General features: G+C 71.7%; 19 protein-coding genes. 8 read left to right on the top strand and 11 right to left on the bottom strand.

The annotated features are described in order from the left end of the window. Positions 1 to 3: 3 nt before the first annotated feature. Positions 4 to 525 (top strand): sigma factor-like helix-turn-helix DNA-binding protein, encoded by a 522-nt coding sequence (locus OO63_RS31770; protein ID WP_030362683.1) that lies wholly within the window; start codon positions 4 to 6, stop codon positions 523 to 525. A gap of 35 nt (positions 526 to 560) precedes the next feature. After that, the gene (locus OO63_RS31775) at positions 561 to 776 is read left to right on the top strand and encodes a hypothetical protein (RefSeq protein WP_051811374.1); all 216 of its coding nucleotides are present in this window, start codon (positions 561 to 563) and stop codon (positions 774 to 776) included. 143 nt (positions 777 to 919) lie between these two features. Here OO63_RS31775 and OO63_RS31780 read toward each other — a convergent pair whose 3' ends face one another. Next, the gene (locus OO63_RS31780) at positions 920 to 2,074 is read right to left on the bottom strand and encodes a cystathionine gamma-synthase (protein ID WP_030362685.1); all 1,155 of its coding nucleotides are present in this window, start codon (positions 2,072 to 2,074) and stop codon (positions 920 to 922) included. Between the two features lie 134 nt (positions 2,075 to 2,208). On the opposite strand from OO63_RS31780, the gene OO63_RS31785 reads away from it, so the two are divergent. From OO63_RS31785 to OO63_RS31795, 3 genes are all read left to right on the top strand, one after another. After that, positions 2,209 to 3,327 carry a hypothetical protein gene (locus OO63_RS31785; protein WP_030362686.1) on the top strand — a complete coding sequence of 373 codons (1,119 nt, stop codon included), beginning with the start codon at positions 2,209 to 2,211 and terminating at the stop codon, positions 3,325 to 3,327. 77 nt (positions 3,328 to 3,404) lie between these two features. Continuing rightward, the gene (gene msrA / locus OO63_RS31790; RefSeq protein WP_030362687.1) at positions 3,405 to 4,115 is read left to right on the top strand and encodes a peptide-methionine (S)-S-oxide reductase MsrA; all 711 of its coding nucleotides are present in this window, start codon (positions 3,405 to 3,407) and stop codon (positions 4,113 to 4,115) included. Positions 4,116 to 4,142: 27 nt separating this feature from the next. After that, entirely contained in the window at positions 4,143 to 4,943 is an 801-nt protein-coding gene (locus OO63_RS31795) for an alpha/beta fold hydrolase (protein WP_030362688.1), read from the top strand. A gap of 40 nt (positions 4,944 to 4,983) precedes the next feature. Here the strand turns inward: OO63_RS31795 and OO63_RS31800 are convergent, their stop codons facing one another. Continuing rightward, entirely contained in the window at positions 4,984 to 5,370 is a 387-nt protein-coding gene (locus tag OO63_RS31800; protein ID WP_030362689.1) for a VOC family protein, read from the bottom strand. A gap of 242 nt (positions 5,371 to 5,612) precedes the next feature. Continuing rightward, a complete protein-coding gene (locus tag OO63_RS31805) occupies positions 5,613 to 6,665 on the bottom strand; it encodes an NAD(P)-dependent alcohol dehydrogenase (protein ID WP_030362690.1) in 1,053 nt (350 codons plus the stop codon). Positions 6,666 to 6,813: 148 nt separating this feature from the next. Here OO63_RS31805 and OO63_RS31810 point away from each other — a divergent pair, with 148 nt between their 5' ends. Continuing rightward, on the top strand, positions 6,814 to 7,728 hold the full coding sequence (locus tag OO63_RS31810; RefSeq protein ID WP_030362691.1) for a helix-turn-helix domain-containing protein: 915 nt from the start codon (positions 6,814 to 6,816) through the stop codon (positions 7,726 to 7,728). 32 nt (positions 7,729 to 7,760) lie between these two features. Here the strand turns inward: OO63_RS31810 and OO63_RS42565 are convergent, their stop codons facing one another. The 3 genes from OO63_RS42565 to OO63_RS31825 all read right to left on the bottom strand — a co-directional run bounded on the left by OO63_RS42565 (position 7,761) and on the right by OO63_RS31825 (position 9,685). Further along, positions 7,761 to 8,372, bottom strand: a complete 612-nt coding sequence (locus tag OO63_RS42565; RefSeq protein WP_051811371.1) for a Uma2 family endonuclease — start codon at positions 8,370 to 8,372, stop codon at positions 7,761 to 7,763. A 105-nt stretch (positions 8,373 to 8,477) separates the two neighbouring features. After that, positions 8,478 to 9,266, bottom strand: coding sequence for a group II truncated hemoglobin (locus OO63_RS31820; protein ID WP_030362693.1), 789 nt, complete (start codon positions 9,264 to 9,266; stop codon positions 8,478 to 8,480). Beyond that, positions 9,263 to 9,685 (bottom strand): winged helix-turn-helix transcriptional regulator, encoded by a 423-nt coding sequence (locus OO63_RS31825; RefSeq protein WP_030362694.1) that lies wholly within the window; start codon positions 9,683 to 9,685, stop codon positions 9,263 to 9,265. The genes OO63_RS31820 and OO63_RS31825 overlap by 4 nt, the downstream gene beginning before the upstream one ends. 25 nt (positions 9,686 to 9,710) lie before the next feature. On the opposite strand from OO63_RS31825, the gene OO63_RS31830 reads away from it, so the two are divergent. Further along, positions 9,711 to 10,085 carry a YybH family protein gene (locus OO63_RS31830; protein ID WP_030362695.1) on the top strand — a complete coding sequence of 125 codons (375 nt, stop codon included), beginning with the start codon at positions 9,711 to 9,713 and terminating at the stop codon, positions 10,083 to 10,085. 193 nt (positions 10,086 to 10,278) lie between these two features. Here the strand turns inward: OO63_RS31830 and OO63_RS31835 are convergent, their stop codons facing one another. From OO63_RS31835 to OO63_RS31850, 4 genes are all read right to left on the bottom strand, one after another. Beyond that, positions 10,279 to 13,614, bottom strand: a complete 3,336-nt coding sequence (locus OO63_RS31835; RefSeq protein ID WP_030362696.1) for a S8 family peptidase — start codon at positions 13,612 to 13,614, stop codon at positions 10,279 to 10,281. A 191-nt stretch (positions 13,615 to 13,805) separates the two neighbouring features. Then, positions 13,806 to 16,760: a S8 family peptidase gene (locus OO63_RS31840; RefSeq protein WP_051811375.1), complete on the bottom strand. Its 2,955-nt coding sequence runs from the start codon at positions 16,758 to 16,760 to the stop codon at positions 13,806 to 13,808. Positions 16,761 to 17,053: 293 nt separating this feature from the next. Next, positions 17,054 to 18,304 carry a L,D-transpeptidase gene (locus OO63_RS31845; RefSeq protein ID WP_030362698.1) on the bottom strand — a complete coding sequence of 417 codons (1,251 nt, stop codon included), beginning with the start codon at positions 18,302 to 18,304 and terminating at the stop codon, positions 17,054 to 17,056. 238 nt (positions 18,305 to 18,542) lie between these two features. After that, the gene (locus tag OO63_RS31850; protein ID WP_030362699.1) at positions 18,543 to 18,878 is read right to left on the bottom strand and encodes a hypothetical protein; all 336 of its coding nucleotides are present in this window, start codon (positions 18,876 to 18,878) and stop codon (positions 18,543 to 18,545) included. A gap of 111 nt (positions 18,879 to 18,989) precedes the next feature. On the opposite strand from OO63_RS31850, the gene OO63_RS31855 reads away from it, so the two are divergent. Further along, on the top strand, positions 18,990 to 19,274 hold the full coding sequence (locus OO63_RS31855; RefSeq protein WP_030362700.1) for a hypothetical protein: 285 nt from the start codon (positions 18,990 to 18,992) through the stop codon (positions 19,272 to 19,274). A gap of 106 nt (positions 19,275 to 19,380) precedes the next feature. On the opposite strand, the gene hutH is transcribed toward OO63_RS31855, so the two are convergent. Next, positions 19,381 to 20,919, bottom strand: a complete 1,539-nt coding sequence (gene hutH / locus OO63_RS31860) for a histidine ammonia-lyase (RefSeq protein WP_030362701.1) — start codon at positions 20,917 to 20,919, stop codon at positions 19,381 to 19,383. Positions 20,920 to 21,128 lie beyond the last annotated feature (209 nt).

Consider the following 21,128-nt stretch of genomic DNA (forward strand, 5'->3'; position numbering starts at 1 on the left):
GCGGTGCGAGACCGGCAGGCCGCCCAACAGGCCCGCCGTGCCCGGGAGTTCCAGGCGTTCGTCGCGGGCGCGGCAGGGCGTCTCCTGCATGCCGCCACGCTGCTCACCGGTGAGCGGCCGGACGCCAACCCGCGCGCGCGGGCGTTGCTCACGGCCGCGCTCGCGTCCACGTACGCCTCCTGGGACAGGCTGCGCGGCGAGGATCCGTACGACCGCACCCGCACCGTCCTCGTCGTCCGCTTCGCCCGGGGCGCCTGGCGGCGGTCCCGCGGGCGCGGTGGGCTGCTCGCCCGGCTGTCCCCGCAGGAGCGGCTCGTCGTCGTTCTCCGCCTGTACGAGGGGGTGGCGGAGGAGCAGACGGCGGCGCTGCTGGGCCTCGGCGTGGAGCGGGTGCGGGTGCTGTCGGCGCGGGCCGTCGCCGCGGTGCTGCATCCGCCGCGGGGGCCGGCGCCCGGGGTGTCCGGGGTGTCCGCCGCGCTCGGGGGGCCGTCCGGTGCGTCGCTGGGGAAGGGGGCCTCGCCGTGAGCCAGCAGGAGCGGCGTGAGGCCGTGGTCCGGGGGATGCTCGACGCCGAGGGGCCGGTGGCGGTACCGGTCGAGCTGCACGCGGACGCCGTCCGGCGGGGGGCCCGCATGCTGCGGCGCCGCACGGTCGTGCGGCGGCTGATGTGGCTGCTCCTGCTGATCGCCGTGGTCGCGTTCGCCGTCTGGGCGGCTCAGGCCCAGCCCTGGGTGGAGCCCCCGTCGAGCCGCACCCCGCCCCTGACCAGCTGGTGACCCGCCCCGGCAGCGGAAACGCCCTCTCCGGAGAGGCCCGGCAAGCTCCGGAGAGGCCCGGGCAAGCTCCGGAGAGGCCGGGGAAGGCGAAGGGGCGGCCCGGGAACCCCCGGCCGCCCCGCACCGTACCGGCGCCCGCGCGCCTAGCCCAGCGCCTGCTGCAGGTCCGCCAGCAGGTCGTCCGCCGACTCGATGCCCACGGAGAGGCGCACCAGGTCGGCCGGGACCTCCAGGGCGGAGCCCGCGACGGAGGCGTGGGTCATGCGGCCGGGGTGCTCGATGAGGGACTCGACGCCGCCGAGGGACTCGCCGAGGGTGAAGAGGCGGGCCCGGTCGCAGACCGCGACGGCCGCTTCCTCGCCGCCCTCGACCTGGAAGGACACCATCCCGCCGAAGGACTTCATCTGCTTGGCGGCGACCTCGTGCCCGGGGTGCGAGGCGAGCCCCGGGTAAAGCACCTTGGTCACGCGCGCGTGCCGCGTGAGCATCTCGACGACGCGCTCGGCGTTCTCGCTGTGCCGGTCCATGCGGACGGCAAGCGTCTTGATGCCGCGCAGGACCAGCCAGGAGTCGAAGGGCCCGGCGACGGCGCCCATCGCGTTCTGGTGGAACGCCAGCTCCTCGCCGAGTTCGGCGTCGTTGACGACGAGCGCGCCGCCGACGACGTCGGAGTGCCCGCCCATGTACTTCGTCATGGAGTGCACGACGACGTCCGCGCCGAGGGCGAGCGGCTGCTGCAGGTAGGGGCTGGCGAAGGTGTTGTCGACGACGAGCTTCGCCCCGGCCTCGCGGGCGATCTGGGCGACGGCCTCGATGTCGGTGATGCCGAGCAGCGGGTTGGAGGGGGTCTCCACCCAGACGGCCTTGGTACGCGGCGTGAGCGCGGCCCGCACCGACTCCGGGTCGGAGGTGTCGGCGACCGACCACTCCACGCCCCAGCGCGAGACGACCTTGGCGAACAGGCGGAACGTGCCGCCGTACGCGTCATTGGGGATGACGACGTGGTCGCCGGGGCCGAGCAGCGTACGCAGCAGGCAGTCCTCGGCGGCGAGGCCGGAGGCGAAGGCGAGGCCGCGGCGGCCGCCTTCGAGGGCTGCGAGGTTCTCCTCCAGGGCAGTGCGCGTCGGGTTGGCGCTGCGGCTGTACTCGTAGCCGCCGCGGAGTCCGCCGACTCCGTCCTGCTTGTACGTGGACACCTGGTAGATGGGCGGGACGACGGCGCCGGTGAGCGGGTCGGCGGTGTTGCCCGCGTGAATGGCGACGGTCTCGAAATTCTGGCTGCTGTGCGAGTCACTCATGCGGCCTGAGCGTAATGCGGCGCGGCCCCGGGGGCCGGGCGGGGCGAAGGGCGGCCCGGGTCGGGCGGCGCGGGATGACCGGCGGGCACGGCCAGGTTGGCCAATTGTCACAGGCGTCTGGTTCGCTTGTACGTATGGAGATTCTCTGGGTCCTGATGGCAGTGGTCATGATCGGGGCGGTTCTCGGGCCGGTCCTGCTGCGCAGGCGCGGCGGAATCCGCCAGGTGCACCCGGGCGCGCCGGACGCGGCGGACCCGGCGAACTACGGCTTCGCGCGGCAGGAGGAGCTGGACATCCGCATGCCCGGCCCCGACGCGGACCTGATCGAGGTCCTCGACCTGGTGCAGCGCACGCAGGACTGGCGTGCCGCGTCGCAGCTGCTCGCCGGGACAGAGGTGCACGGTGAGCAGCGGTGGCAGCGTGTGCAGGCCTTCGCGGGCGCGGCGTCCCTGGAGCTTGCGCAGCGGCCGGGCGGGGTCAGCGACAACCCCGGCGGGCAGTGGCTGCGCGTCTGGCGGGCGGAGGCGCCGAAGGACGCGGGCGGCGCGGCCGTGCACGCGGAGTTCCTGGTGCAGCAGGCCTGGCGCTCCTCGACGGCCGGGACGGACGAGTTCCGGATCATCCTGGAGGAGGCGAAGGAGGCCTGCGGCCAGGCCGCACTCCTCTCCCCCGGCGACCCCATCCCGTACATCGTCGAGCTGTCGATCGCCCGCGGCATGGCCTATCCGCGTGCGGACTTCGAGCAGCTGTGGCTGAAGATCCTGGACCGCGCCCCGGCCCACATGGGGGCGCATCTGGCGGCGCTGCACTACTGGTGCGAGAAGTGGCACGGCACCCGCGAGGAGGCGTACTCCTTCGCGGAGGCCGCGGCGGCCCGCGCCCCCAAGGGCTCCCTGCTCTCCGCGCTGCCCCTGTTCGCGGTGTACGAGCACCTGCCCGAGGTGAACCTGGTCCGCGGGTTCTACCAGAGCGAGGTCGTCACCAAGGCGATCGAGGGCGCCAAGTTCGCGGTGCACTCCGCCCGCCCGGACGACCCGATGCTGGCCCACGTCCGCCACCTTCTGGTGTTCTTCCTGGTGCGCTGCGAGCGCTGGGGCGAGGCCATGGACCAGCTGGTCCACGTCGACGGCCACGTCGGCGCCCTCCCCTGGACCCTGTCCCCCGACCCGGCCGCGGACTACGCGGTCTACCGCGCCCTGGCCGTCGCGGGCTACGAGGCCAACGGCGGCAGCCCGGCCACGCTGCCGCACTGACCGGCAGGAATGCCGAGACCCGTAGCAGCGTTCTGCATACTTGCCGCCGCCCGCCCCGCCACAAGGAGTGAACCCCCATGATCTTCGGCCGCACGCCCGTCCTCCCCACCCCCGAGGAGGCCCTGAAGGGCCGCGAGACGCCCGAGTTCGAGGTCCCCTCCCGGCACACGGTGCTCGGCAACGCCCTGCTCGGCCCCTACCCCGAGGGCCTGGAGGTCGCGGACTTCGGCCTCGGCTGCTTCTGGGGCGCCGAGCGCAAGTTCTGGCAGACCGACGGCGTCTGGACGACCCTCGTCGGCTACCAGGGCGGCTACACCCGAAACCCCTCCTACGAAGAGGTCTGCTCCGGCCTGACCGGCCACACGGAGGTCGTGCGCGTCGTCTTCGACCCCGAGAAGGTCACGTACGCCGAACTCCTGAAGCTCTTCTGGGAGTCCCACAACCCCACCCAGGGCTTCCGCCAGGGCAACGACGTGGGCACCCAGTACCGCTCCGCGATCTACACCCACACCCCCGCCCAGGAGACCACCGCCGCGGCCTCCCGCGACGCCTACCAGCAGGTCCTCACGGCCGCGGGCCACGGCGAGATCACCACCACGGTCCTCCCGGCAGCCGACCGCGCCTTCTGGCCCGCCGAGGCCTACCACCAGCAGTACCTGGACAAGAACCCCGACGGCTACTGCGGCATCGGCGGCACGGGCGTGAAGCTGGGCGACCCCTTCGAGACGAACTGGGGGGTGTCGTGCCCGACGGGGATCGCGCCCGCGCCCGAGGCGGCGGACAAGTAACCGAGCCCTCCGCTTCCAAGGACCCCCATGCCCCACGCCTACGCCCCCGACGGCACCGCTCTGCACTATGAACTTTGTGGCTCCGGTGAGCCGTTGGTGTTGTTGAGCGGGCAGTCCAACAGTCGGCACTGGTGGGATCCGGTGGTCGAGGACTTCGCCGCCGCGTTCACCGTCGTCACGCTGGACTGGCGGGGGACGGGGGACAGTGATCGGCCCGACACCGACTCCTACAGCACGCGGGGGTTCGCGGACGACGTCGCGGCCGTGCTCGATGACGCGGGGATCGGGCGGGCGCATGTGTACGGGACGTCGATGGGCGGGCGGGTCGCGCAGTGGTTCGCCGCCGAGTTTCCGGAGCGGGTGGGGCGGCTCGTGCTCGGGTGTACGTCGCCGGGGGCGCCGCACGGTGTCGAGCGGGGGCCCGAGGTGCGGCGGGCGCTCGCGCAGGGTGACCCGGAGGCGGTGCGACGGGCCCTCCTTGAGCTGATGTACACGCCCGCGTGGATCGCCGCCCAGGAGGCGGGCGGGCGGCGGGAGTTCGGGACGCTCGGCGATCCGTCCATGCCCGCGCACGCCCGCCGCCGTCATCTGCGGGCCAGCGCCCGCCACGACGCGTGGGACGCCCTCGTCAGGATCAAGGCGCCGACACTCGTCGTGCACGGGAGCGACGACACCTTCAACCCCACCGCCAACGCCCCGCTCCTCGCCGAGCGCCTGCCGGACGCCCGGATGCGGCTCGTCCCGGGCGCGCGGCACGCCTACTTCGAGGAGTTCGCGGAGGTCGCCACCCCTCTGGTCCTCGGGTTCCTGCGCGACGGGCAGGCGTGAGGCGGCGGGGCCCGATACCCGGTCACGCCGCCCGGACGGGCTACTCCCCCGACCCGTACGCCCGCGTGATGATCTCCAGCTTGTGGCCGTCCGGGTCGTCCCAATACACCCCGCGGCCGCCGTCGTTCGTGTTGATCTGGTTCTCCTGCGTGTGGTACGGGTCCGCCCAGTAGGTCAGGCCCCGCTCCTTGATGCGGCCGAAGATCGCGTCGAACTCGCCCTCGGAGACGAGGAACGCGTAGTGCTGGGGCACCAACGGGCCGCCGTCGCCCTCGTAGTAGTCGAGCGTGACGCCGTTGGGGATCTCCACGGGGATGAACGGGCCGTACTGCGGGCCGACTTCGAGCCCCAGGATGTCGGCGAGGAACTGCGCGGACGCCTTCTTGTCCGTGGCGGCGACAATCGTGTGGTTCAGCTCGATGGTCATCGTGCGGACCTCCTCGTAGCGCGGCCGGTACGGCTCTGCCCGGCCTTGCGGTGTGGACCTGTGTGCCTGACATCGACCACGCTACGTTCGGCCGCCCGACCCCACATCGGTCAGCGGTTCGGCGCCCGCTGCGCATTGCGCCCTAGGCCCGTGGTCGCAGTCGAAATCCGGTCACGGGGCCCGCACCGCCGACCTCACCGACTTCGCCGCCGCCGTCCGGGCGGCCGTCCCGTCCCACCAGGTCAGATCGTCCCCGCGTCGATCACGAAGCGGTAGCGCACGTCGCTCGCGAGCACCCGCTCGTACGCCTCGTTGATCTGGTCGGCCGAGATCAGCTCGATCTCCGCGCCCAGGCCGTGCTCGGCGCAGAAGTCCAGCATCTCCTGGGTCTCCTGGATGCCGCCGATGCCGGAGCCCGCGAGGCTCCTGCGGCCCAGGATCAGGGAGAAGAGGTTGAGCGACACGGGCTCCTCGGGGGCGCCCACGTTCACGAACGCGCCGTCCGTCTTCAGGAGGCCCAGGTACTTGTCCAGGGGCAGGGGCGCCGACACCGTGGAGACGACCAGGTCGAGGCTGCCCGCGAGCTGCTCGAAGGTGGCGTCGTCGCTGGTCGCGTAGTAGTGGTCGGCACCCAGGCGCAGGCCGTCGTCCTTCTTGCGCAGGGACTGCGAGAGGACGGTGACCTCGGCGCCCATGGCGTGCGCGATCTTGACGGCCATGTGGCCGAGCCCGCCGAGTCCGACGACGGCGACCTTCTTGCCGGGGCCCGCGTTCCAGTGCGCCAGCGGGGAGTACGTGGTGATGCCCGCGCACAGCAGCGGCGCGGCGACGTCCAGGGACAGGCCGTCGGGGATGCGGAGGGTGAAGGCCTCGTCGACGACGATGCGGGTGGAGTAGCCGCCGTAGGTGGGCCGGCCCTCCTTGTCGAGGGCGTTGTACGTCTGGATGTTGCCCTGGGCGCAGTACTGCTCCAGGCCCGCCTTGCAGTTCTCGCACTCCCGGCAGGAGTCGACCATGCAGCCGACACCGACGCGGTCGCCGACCTTGAACCTGGTGACGTCGGCGCCGACCTCCGCCACCACACCGGCGATCTCGTGGCCGGGCACCATCGGGAAGATGCCCTCGCCCCAGCCGTCGCGGGCCTGGTGGATGTCGGAGTGGCAGATGCCGGCGTACTTGACGTCGATCAGGACGTCGGAGGCGCCGACGGCGCGGCGCTCGATGGTGGTGCGCGCCAGCGGGGCGCCGGCGGCGGGGGCTGCGTAAGCGGGGACGTTCATGGTCTGTGCGGTCATGCCATCGACGCTGTCACCTGCGGAAAGACCTACCCAGCCCTCCGTTGCGCGTACGTCCGGCGGGCCTACCACGGGCCGTCCTACCCCTGCCCTGCCTACCACTGGCAGTGTCAGGCCCCTGCGTCGGCGAGGCGGAATACTGGACATCATGGACGACAACGCGCCCACCCCCCGGCGGCAGCCGGAGACCCTCGACCCGCGCGCCGAGCTGAGCGAGTTCCTGCGTACCCGCAGGGCCCGGTTGCAGCCGCACGACGTCGGCCTGCCCAGCTTCGGGCGGCACCGGCGGGTGCCGGGGCTCAGGCGCGAGGAGCTGGCGCAGCTCGCCGGGGTGTCGGTGGCGTACTACACGCGCCTTGAGCAGGGCAACGGCCGCAATGTGTCGGGCGAGGTCCTCGACGCCATCGCGCGCGCCCTGCGCCTGAGCGACGCCGAGCACGCCCACCTGACGCACCTGGCGCGGCCGACCGCCCACAAGAAGAAGAAGGCGACCCGGCCCCAGCACCTGCGCCCCGCGGTGCAGCACCTGATGGACGCCATGGACGGCGTCCCCGCCTACGCCCTGGGGCGGCGCTCGGAGATCCTCGGCTGGAACAGGCTGGCGGCGGCGCTGTTCGGCGACTGGGGGCTGCTTCCGCCCGAGGAGCGCAACTGGGCGCGGCTGACGTTCCTGAGCGAGGACATGCGGACGCTGTTCGACGAGACGTGGCAGCAGAAGGCGTCGGACATGGTGAGCTTCCTGCGGATGGAGGCGGGCTGCTATCCGAACGACCCGCTGCTGTCCGCCCTGGTCGGCGAACTCTCCGTGAAGAGCGAGGAGTTCAGGCGGCTGTGGGCCGAGCACGACGTGCGCGAGAAGGGTCACGGCGTCAAGCGCCTGCGCCACCCCGTGGTCGGCGAGCTGACCCTGTCGTTCGAGTCCATGCGCCTGCCCGACGACTATGAACAGACCTTGGTGACGTACCACGCGGAGCCGGGCTCCCCGTCGGCGGAGGGCCTGCGGCTGCTCGCGAGCTGGGGCGTGGACGCGGCGGCCCCGGCGGCCCGCAGTGAGGTGCCGTAGGGGCCCGCCGGGTCAGGAGTGGTACCGCCGGGTCAGGAGCGGTAGCGGGGGAACTTGGCCGTGTCGATGGTCCACCGGCCCATGGGGACGGCGTCGCCGAACTTGTACCGGCGCGGGGTGTCGGCGTACCGGGGCTCGCCACTGGTCGTGTCCGGACCGGAGTGCACGGTGATCGTGCCGTCCCTGGGGTCGACGATCACGTACTCGGGGACGCCCATGCGGGGGTAGTCGCGGAGCTTGGTGATGTAGTCGTTGCCGGGATTCGACGAGGAGACGACCTCAACGGCTACGGACACATCAGGGGCGAACGCGGCGAAGTCTTCGGTCTCCCGCTCGTAGGCCTCTTGGGTCATGACCAACAGGTCGGCTGTACGGCACAGACCGAGCTCGGGATGGTCGACACGAGTCTCGGCAAAGGTGGCGGCCGTCTCATCCTGGTTCTCGACCTGATGGCTGATCATGATCACGATACGTCCGTGCGTCGTTGTCGGGGACATCATGTGGACGGTGATCTCCTGGTTCGCGATGTCTGCCCGCACACGGTCGCCCTGCCGGTCCGCCTGCGCCTCGACTGCTTCGACAAGGCCGCGGAACCGCTGATACGTGGCTGCCGGCATGTTCTGCTCGACCTGCTGCGCACTCATGCTGCGACTCCCTTACGCGTGTGGTGCCCGGCCGCGCGGCCGGATCCCGTTTTCCACGGTACCCGCCGCGCGCCCGGACCACCTGCCCCTTCCCCGTACGGGTGATCAGGGCTGGTACGGCGGCGCCGCCCCCCAGTTCCACAGCGGCACCGGCTGGGCCGTGGGCCGGGCCGCGTCCGGTCCCGAGAAGTACACCGCGAGGCGCGTGCCCCACTCGACGTACGCGACGAACGCCGAGCGGAACTCCGCGTCCGTCGGCAGCCCGGCCTCGTCCGCCGCGTCCTGGATGAGGTTCACCCAGCGGCGCCGCTGCGGCTCCGTGATGCCCTTGCCGAAGTGCTTGCCGACCATGTGGGCGTGGGCGCCGGAGCCGTCCTCGCCGCCGTGCTCCTTGGAGTACGCCGCCGGGCCGCCGAAGACCTCGCCGAGCCACCGCGCGACGTGCGCGGCGTGTTCGGGCGCGAGGCCCGCGAAGACCGGGGCGAGCAGGTCGTCGGCGAGCACCTTCTCGTAGAAGACCTCGGTGAGGCGGTCGAAGCGCTCCGCGCCGCCCGCCCACGCGTACAGCGTCGGCGTGGAGGCGCCGGATCCGCGCACGGACGTCGGCGTGTAGTGCCGCATCTCCTCGATGTTCTCGACGTAGGGACGGATGTGCGCGAAGGAGTCCTGGAACTGCTGGGAGGATCTGAAGCCCTCCAGGTGGTCTTTCGTGGACGTCCAGGTGATGCGCAGGATGAAGTGTTCGAAATCCTCCTCGCAGCGCGTGAGTTCGTAGTCCACGCACTGCGGCGCGGCGGCCAGCGGGACGGCGGCGAGGGTGTACGCGGCGAGGAACTCGGCGGCGCGGTCCTCGGGGACGCGGTAGCGGATGTACTCGACGGTGTGGGCGCTCATGGGGTGACGGCTTCCTTCTCCCTGGCAGACGGGGCCTTGGCGCCCCAGTCCCAGAGTGCTTGCAGGACTTGACCCAACTCCCGGCCGTGCGAAGTCAGCTCATAGGTGACGGCGGGTGGCCAGCCGGGCGTCCGCGTGCGCCGGACGACCCCGGCGTCGGTCAGCTGGGTCAACCGCTCCGCAAGTACTTTGTCGGACAACTGCGGGAGGGCGGCGGCCAGTTCGCTGTACGCGTACACGTCACCCGAGAGCAGTTCGCGGACCAGGAGCGTCGTCCAACGACCGCGCAGCGCCGCGAGGGTGACCTCGACGGGGCACTCGGCGGTGGGCGTGGTGACGCGGGCGCGCGGGTCGTCGGGCAGGCCGGGGCGCGGCTCCCGGGTGGCCGGGGGTGCCTGCCTTACCGTTCGGTGAGCCACGGGCGCGCCTCCTACTGTGCCGGTCATGAGCACTTTCATCCTGCCCCAGCGCCCCGAGGACGTGCCGTCGGCGTTCGCCGAGCGGTTCAACAGCGGCGACCCGGCCGCCGTCCGTGAGCTGTACGAACCCGGGGCCTGTTTCGTCCCCGAGTCGGGTGCCCCCGTGCGCGGCGCCGACGCCGTCGCCGCGCAGAACGCCCCGTTCCTCGCCCTCGGCCTGCCCATCTCCGTGACGCCCCGGCGCGTGCACGTCGTGGACGACATCGCGCTCCTGCTCGTCGACTGGGAGATCGGCGGGAAGGTGGCGGCCACCGCCACGGACGTGGCGCGCCGGGGCGCCGACGGGTACTGGCGCTATCTGATCGACAGCCCGTTCGGTGCGGGGCGCCGGGACTCCTGAACGCGGCGGGACGCGTGCCCCACCCCCGTGGAGGCACGCGTCCCTCGGCTCGCGCCGCATGTTCCCTCAACTCACGCCGTACGCGCCCCTCTTCCCGTCCGCGCCGTTCGCTTCCGGAAGTACGGGTTCATGTCCCGACGTAGACATCTCACTTCCCGACATGCGCGTCTCACTTCCCGATGTACGACGCGTCTCACTTCCCGAAGTACGCGTCCCGGATGGCCACCGTCGCCCTGTTCCCCTTCTTGTCCTCGACCTCGGCGCGGAAGGACACCGACTTGCCCGCGGCCGGGTTCTTCACGGCGATCCGGCCTTCGCGCACGGCCGCCTTCTTCCAGGTGCGGCCCCGGTCGTGGGAGACGTACACGGCGAGGGACTTGAGGTTCGCGCCCGCGGCGTCGCCCTGGACCGTCACCGGCACGGACTGGGTCACCCCGGCGGGCGCCCGGCTGTCCAGCCCCACCTTCGGAGTGAAGCGGACCGTCGACGCGGGGAGCCGGGTCTCGCCGCTCGCCTTCCTGGAGCGGAACGTCCAGCTCGCGTCGATGCGCGAGGACGCCGTCGCCACGCGCGGGTCCCGCCGCACCGACGTGGTCAGGCGGTAGTCGGCGGCCGCCGCGGGGACCGTGAAGGACTCGTCGCCGGAGAGCGGGTCCTTGTTCGTGGCGATCTTCCGGCCGTCGCGGTAGAGGGTCGTCCGCACCGAGGAGAAGTCGGACTCGCCCTCGTGCCCCGCGCCGTCGGCGGCCACCGGCACGAAGCCAGTGATCTTGTTGCCCTCGCGGGAGATCCCGAGGTCGTATCCGAGGCGCGGCCCGAACACGGCCGTGTTGAACGCCTTCGTGTAGGTCCTGCCCGCCTTGAATGTCTGCGGCGAGAGGACGTAGTACTCCGCCTCGTCGCTCTGGGCGCCGTTCTCGTCCACGGCCAGCTGCAGGAAGCGTGAGTGCCACTTCACCTTGTCCTCCGTGGACACGTGGAACGTGCGGGTGCTGCGGGCACGCTGCGGCACGTCCCAGGCGTCTATGCGCCCCCTGCCGCCGGGCAGCTTCCCGGCAACGCCGGCCACCCCCTCCTTGCCCGTGGCGGACGCCCCCAGGCCGACCCGCACCGTGGCCAGGTCGGCGGCCTCGACGTGCTTGGTGTAGCCGGTCGCGAACCGGTCGACCTTGCCGCCGACGAGGATGTCGTACTGCTCGTCGGCGCCCTTGACCCAGTGCCCGGACCACTGTTGGTGCAGCGCGCCGTCCGTGACTTCGGGGCCGAGGTGCGCGGTGCGCAGCGGGGCGAAGGAATCGAGGAACATCTGGCCGCCGTCGCCGCTCTTGGTCTGGTACCGCGGCCAGGCATGCACCTGCCGGGCGTCCTTGTCGGGCACCGTGATGTCCACCGGCTTCGCCTTCCGGGCGTCCACCGTCAGGGTCATGTCCTTGGTGACGTCCAGCTTGGGCCGGGCGAGCCAGTCGACGCCCTTGGCGCTGTCCTCGGGGTCCTGGTAGATCTTGGTGTCGAGCAGGTAACCACCCCTGGGCACCCGGATCTTGACCGTTCCTGACAGGTCGTTGGCGTAGAAGTCGTGGTCGGCGCCGGGTCCGCTCAGACCGGTGAGGGCGGACGAGTAGAACCTCGCGGGCCGGCCGTCCCGCCCGATGTACTTCAGGGTCACGTCGAACGCCTCCCCCTCGCGCCGCACCACGGCGGCCGTGCGCACGGCCTGGCCGCCGCCCTTCGCCGCGACGTACGCGGAGTAGGCGCCGTGCCCGGCGCCGCCGATCCTGGTGCGGGCCGTCAGGCGGACCGACGCGCGCCCGCCCGCGGGCACCGTGACCTTCTTCGCGCCGAGCGTGTAGAAGCCGCGAGGGGCGGGCCGCCCCTTCGGGTCGGTGGCGGTCACCGACAGGTCGAGGGTGACGTCCTTCGTCCCGAGGTTCTTGTACGTGACCTTCCGGGTGACCGGCCTGTCGTCGGCGTGCGGCCACTTCGGGGCGCCGAAGTTCAGCGACACCGGGTCGGCGACCACCGTCTGGCCGATGGCCCTGTCGACGGCTATGCGCCCCGAACCCTGCTGGTACGGCGTGTACGCGCCGCCCTTCGCAGAGGACGTCAGGGCGCGCTTGAGGTCGGCCGCCCGCCAGTTGGGGTGCCGCTGCTTGAGCAGGGCGGCGGCGCCCGCGACGTGCGGGGTCGCCATCGACGTACCGGAGATCGTCAGATAGCCCTCGGGCTTCTGGCCGACTTCCTGCTCGATCTCGCTGCCCGGCGCGGCCGCCGCCGTGATGTCGACGCCGGGCGCCGTCACGTCCGGCTTGACCGCGCCGTCGCCGCGGCGCGGGCCCTGGTTGGAGAAGTCCGCGAGCTTGTCCCCGCCGTCGACCGCGCCGACGGTCAGCGCCGCGTCCGCGCTGCCCGGCGAGTCGACGGCGCCGGGAGAGCCCTTGTTGCCCGCGGCGGCCGTGATCAGGACGCCCTTGTCGGCGGAGATCCTGTTGACCGCCTCCTCCAGCGGGTCGACGCCGATGGCGTCGGGTCCGCCGAGGCTCAGGTTCACGACATCGGCCCCTTGCGCGGCCGCCCACTCCATGCCCGCGATGATCCCGGAGTCGCTGCCCTCGCCGTCGTCCCCGAGCACCTTGCCGTTCAGGATCTCGGCGCCGGGTGCGACGCCCTTGAACCTGCCGCCCGACTTCGCCCCCGTACCGGCCGCCGTGGACGCGACGTGCGTGCCGTGCCCGACCCGGTCCTCGGTGCCGGCGGCGGCGGTGAAGTTCCGCGCGCCGACGATCCGGCCCTTCAGGTCCGGGTGGGTGGCGTCGACTCCCGTGTCCAGGACGGCGATCCTGACGCCCTTGCCGTCGTACCCGGCCGCCCACGCCTTCGGCGCCCCGACCTGCCGGACGCTCTTGTCGAGGCTCGCCTTCCGCGTCCCGTCCAGCCAGACGCGGTCGACGCCGGACGCGGTGCCGCGCCTGCCGCCGGTGAGGGTCTTCCAGAGCGCGGCCGTGTCCCGCTTCGGGGTGGTCACGGCGTCCGCGTTCAGGGAGGTCAGGGTGCGGCGGACCGCCGTGTCACCGGCCGCGCGGACCCCGGCTCTGGCGCCGCGCGCGGCGCCCTTGTAGCCGACGATCAGCTTCAGGCCGTTCCGCTGGGCCGTGCGGTTCGCCTTGCTGGTCAACTCCGAGACGTCGAAGAGGCGTTGGTCGACCCGGCCCTCGGCGATGAGCCGCTCGGCGTCCGCGGGCAGGACGAGGACGCGCCCGCGCACGGTCCGGGCGCTCACGGGGACGCGCTCGCGCCCCTTGGCCGGAGTGAAGCCGAGCAGGCGGCCCGTGGCCGCGACGGTGACGCGGTCGCCGGTGACGAGGGTGACGTGGTGCACGGAACCGGTCAGGGCCCGGTGCGGCGGCCCGGCCTGCGCGGACGCCCGCCCGGAGCCCGGCAGGTCCGCCCCCGCCGAAGCGGGCCCGACCACCCCCGCCGCCAGTGCCACGGCGATCGCCGCCGCGCACGCCTTCTTCCTGTGCTGACGCAAGACTTCCCCCTGCCGTCGAAGTGTGGTCCGGACGTGCGTTCCGGACGAACGAAGCGGCTCCCGGCGCCTGTGGGGCCCCGGGAGCCGCTCCTCTCACTCCTTCAACTGTCCGCGGGATTCAGGTCGGTTCCCGGCGGACGCGGATCAGTTCCCTTGCCGCGAAGGTCACTTCCGCCGTGAGGCGGTGAAGGTCACTTCCCGTAGTACGCGTTGTAGATCGAGATCGTGGACTTGTTGCCCTTCTTGTCCGTGATCTTGGCGTGGAACGAGATGGCCTTGCCCTTCTCCGGGTTCTTGATCTCGACCTTGCCGCCGGTGACCTTCAGCGGGTCCCCCCAGTGCTGGCCGTAGTCGTAACTGACGTAGAAGTGCAGCGACTTGAGGTTGGCTCCGGCCGCCGCGCCCGTGACCTTCAGCGGCACGGACTGCTTGGCGCCCGCGGGGGCCCGGCTGTCGAGGCCGACGGCCGCGCCGACGTGCACCCCGGAGACGGGCAGCTTCGTGGCGGTGGCCGTCTTCTTGGAGCGGAACGTCCAGCTGGCGTCGACCCGCGTGGAGGCCGCGGACACGGCCACCGAGCGCTTCACGGACGTCGACAGCTTGTACTCGGCGTCACCGGCGGGGACCGTGAACGGCTTGCCGCCGGTCAGCGGGTCGTCGTTGGTTCCGATCTGGGTGCCGTCGCGGGTCAGCGTCGTCTTCACCGCGGTGTAGAGCGAGCCGCCCGCGTGGGTCTTGCCGTCGGCGAACAGCGGCAGCCGGCCCGTGAGCTTGTCGCCGTCGCGCACGACGCCGTAGTCACCGCCGACGCGCGGCCCGATGACGGCCGTGTTGAACGTCTTCGTGTACGTCTTGCCCGCGGCGAACGCCTGCGGCTTGCCCAGCGTGTACGAGGCGTCGACGATCGGCCAGCCGTCGTCGCCGACACCGGCGCGCTGCTCGTACTCCAGGCTCCACTTGACCTTGTCGTCCGTGGAGACGTACAGGGTGCGGGTGCTCGGCGCCTTCTGCGGGGCGCTGAAGCCGGTGGCGCTGAAGCTGCCGGGCAGGCGGCCGAACGCGGTGGCCGTGGCCTGCTTGCCGCTGGAGGACGCGCCGAGGCCCGCCTTCACGGTGGCGAGGTCGGCTTCCTTGTACTCGCGGGTGTAGCCGGTCGCGAGCTTCTTCACGACGCCGCCGGCGACGGTGCTGTACTGCGCCTTCTCGCCCTTCGTCCAGTGCCCCTCCCACTTCTGGAGCACCGAGCCGTCGGTGACCTGCGGGCCGAGGTGGGCGGTGCGCAGCCCCGTGTACGAGTCCAGCCACCAGCCGAAGCCGTAGCCCGCGGTGCCCGCGGTGACCTCGAACGAGGGCGAGGCGAACACGGACTTCGCGGCGGACGACGGCACGCTGATGTCGACCGGCTCGGCCGTGCGGGCGTCCACCGTCAGCGTCGCGTCCTTGGTGACGTCGAGCTTCGGCTGCGCGATCCAGTCGACGCCCTTGGTGATGTCCTCGGGGTCGACGATCACACCGGCGTCCAGGACGTAACCGCCCTTGGGCACCCGGACCGTGGCGGTCCCGGAGTCGCCGCGCACCGGGATGAACTGCTCCTCGCCGAGCCCGGAGATGCCGACGAGCACGGTGCTGTAGTGCTTGGCGGCCTGACCGTCCCGGCCGATGTGCTTGACCGTCAGGTCGTACGACTCCACCTCGCGGTCGACCGCGGCGGCGGTGCGGACGCTCTGGCCGCCGCCGTTCGCCACGATGTACGCGGAGTAGGCGCCGTCGACCGCGCCGCCGAGTCGGGTGTCGGCCGTGAGGTCCACGGAGGCCGTGCCGCCCGCGGGGACGGTGACCTTCTTCGCGCCGAGCGTGAAGAACCCGTCGGGCGCGGGGTTGCCCTTGGGGTCGAGGGACTCGGCGGTGAGGTCGAGGGTGACCTCCTCCTTGCCGAGGTTCCGGTACGTGACCTTCTTGGTGACGGGCTTGTCGTCGGTGTGCGGCCACAGCTGGGTGCCGAAGCTGACCGACACGGGGTCGGCGATCACCGTCTGCTCGATGGCCTTGTCGACGGCGATGCGGCCCGAACCCTGCTGGAACGCCGTGTACTTGCCGCCCTTGGTGGACGCGGTGAGGGCGCCCTTGAGCTCCGGCTGCTTCCAGTCGGGGTGCTGCTGCTTGAGGAGGGCGGCGACCGCGGCCTCCAGCGGGTCGACACCCGGGGTGTCGGGGGCGCCGAGGCTCAGGTTCACCACGTCGGCGCCCTCGGCCGCGGCCCAGTCGATGCCCGCGATGATGCCCGAGTCGTCGCCTCCGCCGGTGTCGCCGAGGACCTTGCCGTTGAGGATCTTGGCGCCGGGCGCCACGCCCTTGTACGCGGCGTTCTTGGCGCCCGTGCCCGCCGCGATCGACGCCACGTGCGTGCCGTGCCCGACGCGGTCCTTGGTGTCCGGCGAGGGCGTGAAGTTCTTGGCGCCGACGACCTGTTCCTTGAGGTCGGGGTGGGTGGCGTCGACGCCGGTGTCCAGGACGGCGATCTTGACGCCCTTGCCGTCGTACCCGGCCTCCCACGCCTTCGGGGCGCCGATCTGCTGCACGGACTTGTCGAGGCTGGCCTTGCGCACCCCGTCGAGCCAGACGCGGCTGATTCCGGCGGCGGTCGTGCGGGCCCCGTCCCGCTCGGCCGTCAGGGCCCGCCACAGCTCGGCGGCGTCCCGCTTGGGGGTCTGCACCGCGTCGGCGTTGAGGGTCTTCAGGGTGCGGCGGAGCTTGGTGCCGCCCGCCTCGCGCACCTCGGCCTTGGCCGCGCCGGCCGCGCCCTTGTAGGCGACGATGACCTTCAGGCCGTGCCTCTGTGCGGTGCGGTTGGCCTTCTTGCTCAGCTCGGTGACGTCGAACAGGCGTTGGTCGAGCGTGCCGTCGGCGATCAGGCGCTGGGCGTCCGCCGGTACGACGTGGATGTGGCCGTCCCGCTGGACGGTCCGCACGGGTATCCGCTCACGGCCCTTCGCGGGGTCGAACGCGATGGGGCGCCCCGAGCTGTCGAGGGTGACGCGGTCGCCGGTGAGCAGGGTGACGTGGTGGCGTACCGGCACCCTCACCTCGTCGGCCGACGTTCCGGCCGTGTGGGTGGAGTCCGGGTCGGCCTGCGCCGGGCTGGTCATGCCCGCCGCGAGTGCCACGGCCGCGGCGGTGGCGACGGCGGCTACGGCCGCACGCCGCGCGGTGACTGGTCTCTTCGCTTTCTGTACTTGTCTGAGCAAGTTTCCCCCTCAAGGTGAAAGCACTGAGTCACGCAGTATGTCGAGGGGGACGATATCTGCTCAACTATGAGGCAGAAGTGCTTAGTTGGTGTTGTTGGCCGGTTCAACATGGTGCCGCGACACCGCGGACACGACGATGGCCCGCACCCCGGTGGGGTGCGGGCCACTGCGCGTGGGAGTCAGGGGTGCGCCGGTCAGACGGCGGAGCCCGCCTTCCACTGCGCCCAGCTCATGTTCCAGCCGTTGAGGCCGTTGTCCGGAGCGATCGTCTTGTCGCCGGTGTTGCGGACGTCCACGACGTCACCGGTGATCGAGTTGTTGAAGAACCAGGCACCGGGCTTCGACTTGTCGCCCGCGCCCTTCGCGTCCTGCAGACCGATGCAGCCGTGGCTGGTGTTCGCGTTGCCGAAGATCGACGGCGAGCCCCAGTAGTTGCCGTGGATGAAGGTGCCGGAGGAGGACAGGCGCATGGCGTGCGGCACGTCCTTGATGTCGTACTCGCCCTTGCCGTCGTTGTCCGTGAAGCCGACGGTGGCGCCGTTCATCCGGGTCTCCTTGAACTTCTCGGAGATCACCATCTTGCCGTTGTACGTCTTGTTCTCCGGCGAGCCCGCGGAGATCGGGATGGTCTTGACGACCTTGCCGTCGCGCATGATCTTCATCTGCTTGGTCTTGGCGTCGACGACCGAGACCTGGTTGCGGCCGATCTTGAAGGTGACGGTCTTCTGCTGGACGCCGTAGACACCCTCCGCGCCCTCGACGCCGTCGAGGTTCAGCTTCAGGGTGACCGTGGAGTTGCCCTTCCAGTAGCCCTGGGGGCGGAAGTCCAGGCGGTTCCCGCCGAACCAGTGGCCGACGACCTCCTGGCCACTGCTGGAGGACACCTGGATCTTGGACTGCACGGACTTCTTGTTCGTGATCGCCTTGTCGAAGTTGATCGACACCGGCATGCCGACGCCGACCGTCGAGCCGTCCTCCGGCGTGAAGCTGCCGATGAAGCTGTTGGCCTTCGAGACGGTGGTGAACGAGGAGTTCTCGTGCGCCTTGCGACCCTCGGAGTCCTTCGCCGTCACCGCGATCTTGTAGGTGGTGGCGCGCTCCAGCTGGCCGCTGGGCTTCCAGCTCTTCTTGTCCGCGGATATGTCGCCCTCGACCGCGGCGCCGCCCTCCGCCTTCATGACGACACTCGTGAGCGTGCCCTCGCTCACGGTGACCTTGGCGTCCTTGTTGATGCCCGTGTTGTCGGAGCCGTTCTTCGGCGCGATCTCGATCTTGGCTTCCGAGGTCTTCTCGGCCGCCGCCTCGTCGACCTGGTTCTGCGACTTCTTGCCGCTGCCCGAACTGTCCTTGTCGCCGCCGTCGTCGCTACAGGCGGAGAGCACAAGCACCCCGCCGACCAGGGCGGACACGGCCATCAGACCCCTGCGCCGCTTACTGTCCGTCATTACACGCTTCTCCATCGTCGCCGAATCCCCAAGACCCCGCGGGTCCCCCCGTAACCCCGCCTAACGCCTTGCCCGGTGCATCCCGTTCCATTTCTGCCGAAGATGTGGTGAACGCCACGTCGGCGGTGCGGCCGGGACAGCCGTGCGTTCAGGAGACGACTGAGCCCCGGGCGGCGGTTGCCGCCCGGGGCTCCCCATTTCAGAAAGCGCTTCCCGGGGCGCTGCTCGCCCGCCGCGGCTACGGCTCGTCGCCGTCCTCGGCGTCATCATGCTCGTCCGGGTCCCATTCCGGCGAATCGGGGTCGTAGTCGATCACCTCGCTGCTCCAGGAGGCCTGGGTCAGCTCCACGCCGGGGATGTTCCCGACGAGGTCGACGGGGTCCACGAGGTAGGCGAGCGCCTCCGCGTCGTCCTCCTTCACCGTGGCCTGGGCGTGCGCCCGCTCGTCGTCCGGCATGTACGTGTCCTGGGCGATGCGCCCGAGGGCGGTGGAGCGCAGGTCCTCGGGTCCGTCGACCTCGACCACCAATTCGACGCGCAGTCGCACAAAGCGTGATGTCTCGTCCGTACTCATACGCCGGAGCGTACGGCCCGGGACCGGCGCGGCTTTCCCGCGACCCGCGCCTTTCACTAGCATCGCCCCAGACGGCCAATTCGCCAGCTCCACAAGGGGGATCCGTTTCCCGTGATCGCACGTCGACCGCTGCTGACCGCAGCCGCAGCCGGGGCCCTGCTCGGCGCCCTGTGGTTCGTCCCCTCCGCGAAGGCGACCGCGTCACCGGGCTCGCCCGGCGACATCGCGCGCCACTCGGCGAACTCGACGCACGAGACAGCCCACGCCGACGGCCGCCTCGCCGACTCCGGCGGCATCGACACGACTCCGTACGTGGCCGGCGGCACCGCGTTCCTGGGCCTGGGTGCGGGGTTCGTCCTGTACTCGGTGCGCAGGGAGCGGGCGGAGACGTACTGAGCGCTCGCCGGGCCTGACCGCTCTCCGTGCGGCCCGTACGCACGTGGCCCCGGCTCCGGTTTCGTCCGGAGCCGGGGCCACGCGTCGTACTCGCGTCGTACCGAGGTCAGGCCAGCGGTCCCGTGACCTGCTCCACGGCCGCGACGAGCCGGCCCTCGCGGACGAAGGTGTCGGCGGCCGCCAGGTCCGGGGCCAGATAGCGGTCGGGCCCGGGGCCCTCGACGCCCGCCTTGCGGACGGCGTCGATGGCGGCACGGCTCGCGGGGGCCGGGGTCAGGCCGGTGCGCAGTTCGATGGCGCGGGTGGCGGCGTACAGCTCCACGGCGATGATCCGGTTGAGGTTGCCGACGGCCGTGCGCAGCTTGCGCGCGGCCGACCAGCCCATGGAGACGTGGTCCTCCTGCATCGCCGAGGACGGGATGGAGTCGGCGGAGGCCGGGACGGCGAGCCGCTTCATCTCGCTCACCAGGGCCGCCTGCGTGTACTGGGCGATCATCAGGCCCGAGTCGACGCCCGCGTCGTCCGCGAGGAACGGCGGCAGGCCGTGGCTGCGGTTCTTGTCGAGCAGCCGGTCGGTGCGGCGCTCGGCGATCGAGCCGAGGTCGGCGGCGGCGATGGCGAGGAAGTCCAGGACGTACGCCACGGGGGCGCCGTGGAAGTTGCCGTTGGACTCGACGCGGCCGTCGGGCAGCACCACGGGGTTGTCGACGGCCGACGCCAACTCGCGCTCGGCGACCGTACGGGCGTGCGCGAGGGTGTCCCGGCCCGCGCCCGCGACCTGCGGGGCGCAGCGCACCGAGTACGCGTCCTGCACGCGGGGCGCGTCGTCCTGGTGATGGCCCGTCAGGCCCGAACCGGCGAGGACGGCCAGCATGTTGGCGGCCGAGGCGGACTGGCCCGGGTGCGGGCGGATGGCGTGCAGCTCGGGCGCGAGGACCTTGTCGGTGCCGAGCAGCGCCTCCAGGCTGAGGGCGGCGGTGACATCCGCGGACTTGTACAGCGTGTCAAGGTCGGCGAGGGCCATGACCAGCATGCCGAGCATGCCGTCGGTGCCGTTGAGGAGGGCGAGGCCTTCCTTCTCGCGCAGTTCGACGGGGGCGATGCCGTGCGCGGCGAGCAGTTCGCCCGCGGGCTTCAGCTCTCCGTCCGGGCCCTCGGCCTCGCCCTCGCCCATCAGGGTCAGGGCGCAGTGGCTGAGCGGGGCGAGGTCGCCGGAGCAGCCGAGGGAGCCGTACTCGTGGACGACCGGGGTGATGCCGGCGTTCAGGATGTCGGCCATGGTCCGCGCGACCTCGGGGCGGACGCCGGTGTGGCCCGAGCAGACCGTCTTCAGGCGCAGGAACATCAGGGCGCGCACGACCTCGCGCTCCACCCGCGGGCCCATGCCGGCCGCGTGCGAGCGGACGATGTTGCGCTGCAGCTGGGCGCGGAGGTCCGGGCCGATGTGGCGGGTGGCGAGCGCGCCGAAGCCGGTGCTGACGCCGTAGACGGGGTCCGGCTTGGCCGCGAGGGCGTCCACGATCTCGCGGGCCGCGGCGAGGGCGGTGACGGCGTCCTCGCCGAGTTCGACGCGAGCGTTGTGTCGTGCGACGGCGACGACGTCCTCTGCGGTTGTGCCGGTGGTTCCCAGCACCACGGTCTGCATATCCATATTCAGGGAGCCTACGCACTGAATCGCCTCGTGTCACGAGTCCGTCTGCCCTCGGTTGCCCCGCCGCTCCGCGCCGGGGGTTCCCCCACCCGCCCGCCCGTTTCCAGCCCGCCGCGGGCTTCTGGCCGCCTGTGCCAGGTGCGGTTGTTCGGCGACTGCGGGCCGCCAGTCGCTTCGCCGCTTCGCGGCGGGGATTCCCCGCC

The organism is Streptomyces alboflavus, from assembly GCF_000716675.1.
In the GTDB taxonomy this organism is placed as follows: Bacteria; Actinomycetota; Actinomycetes; order Streptomycetales; family Streptomycetaceae; genus Streptomyces; species Streptomyces alboflavus.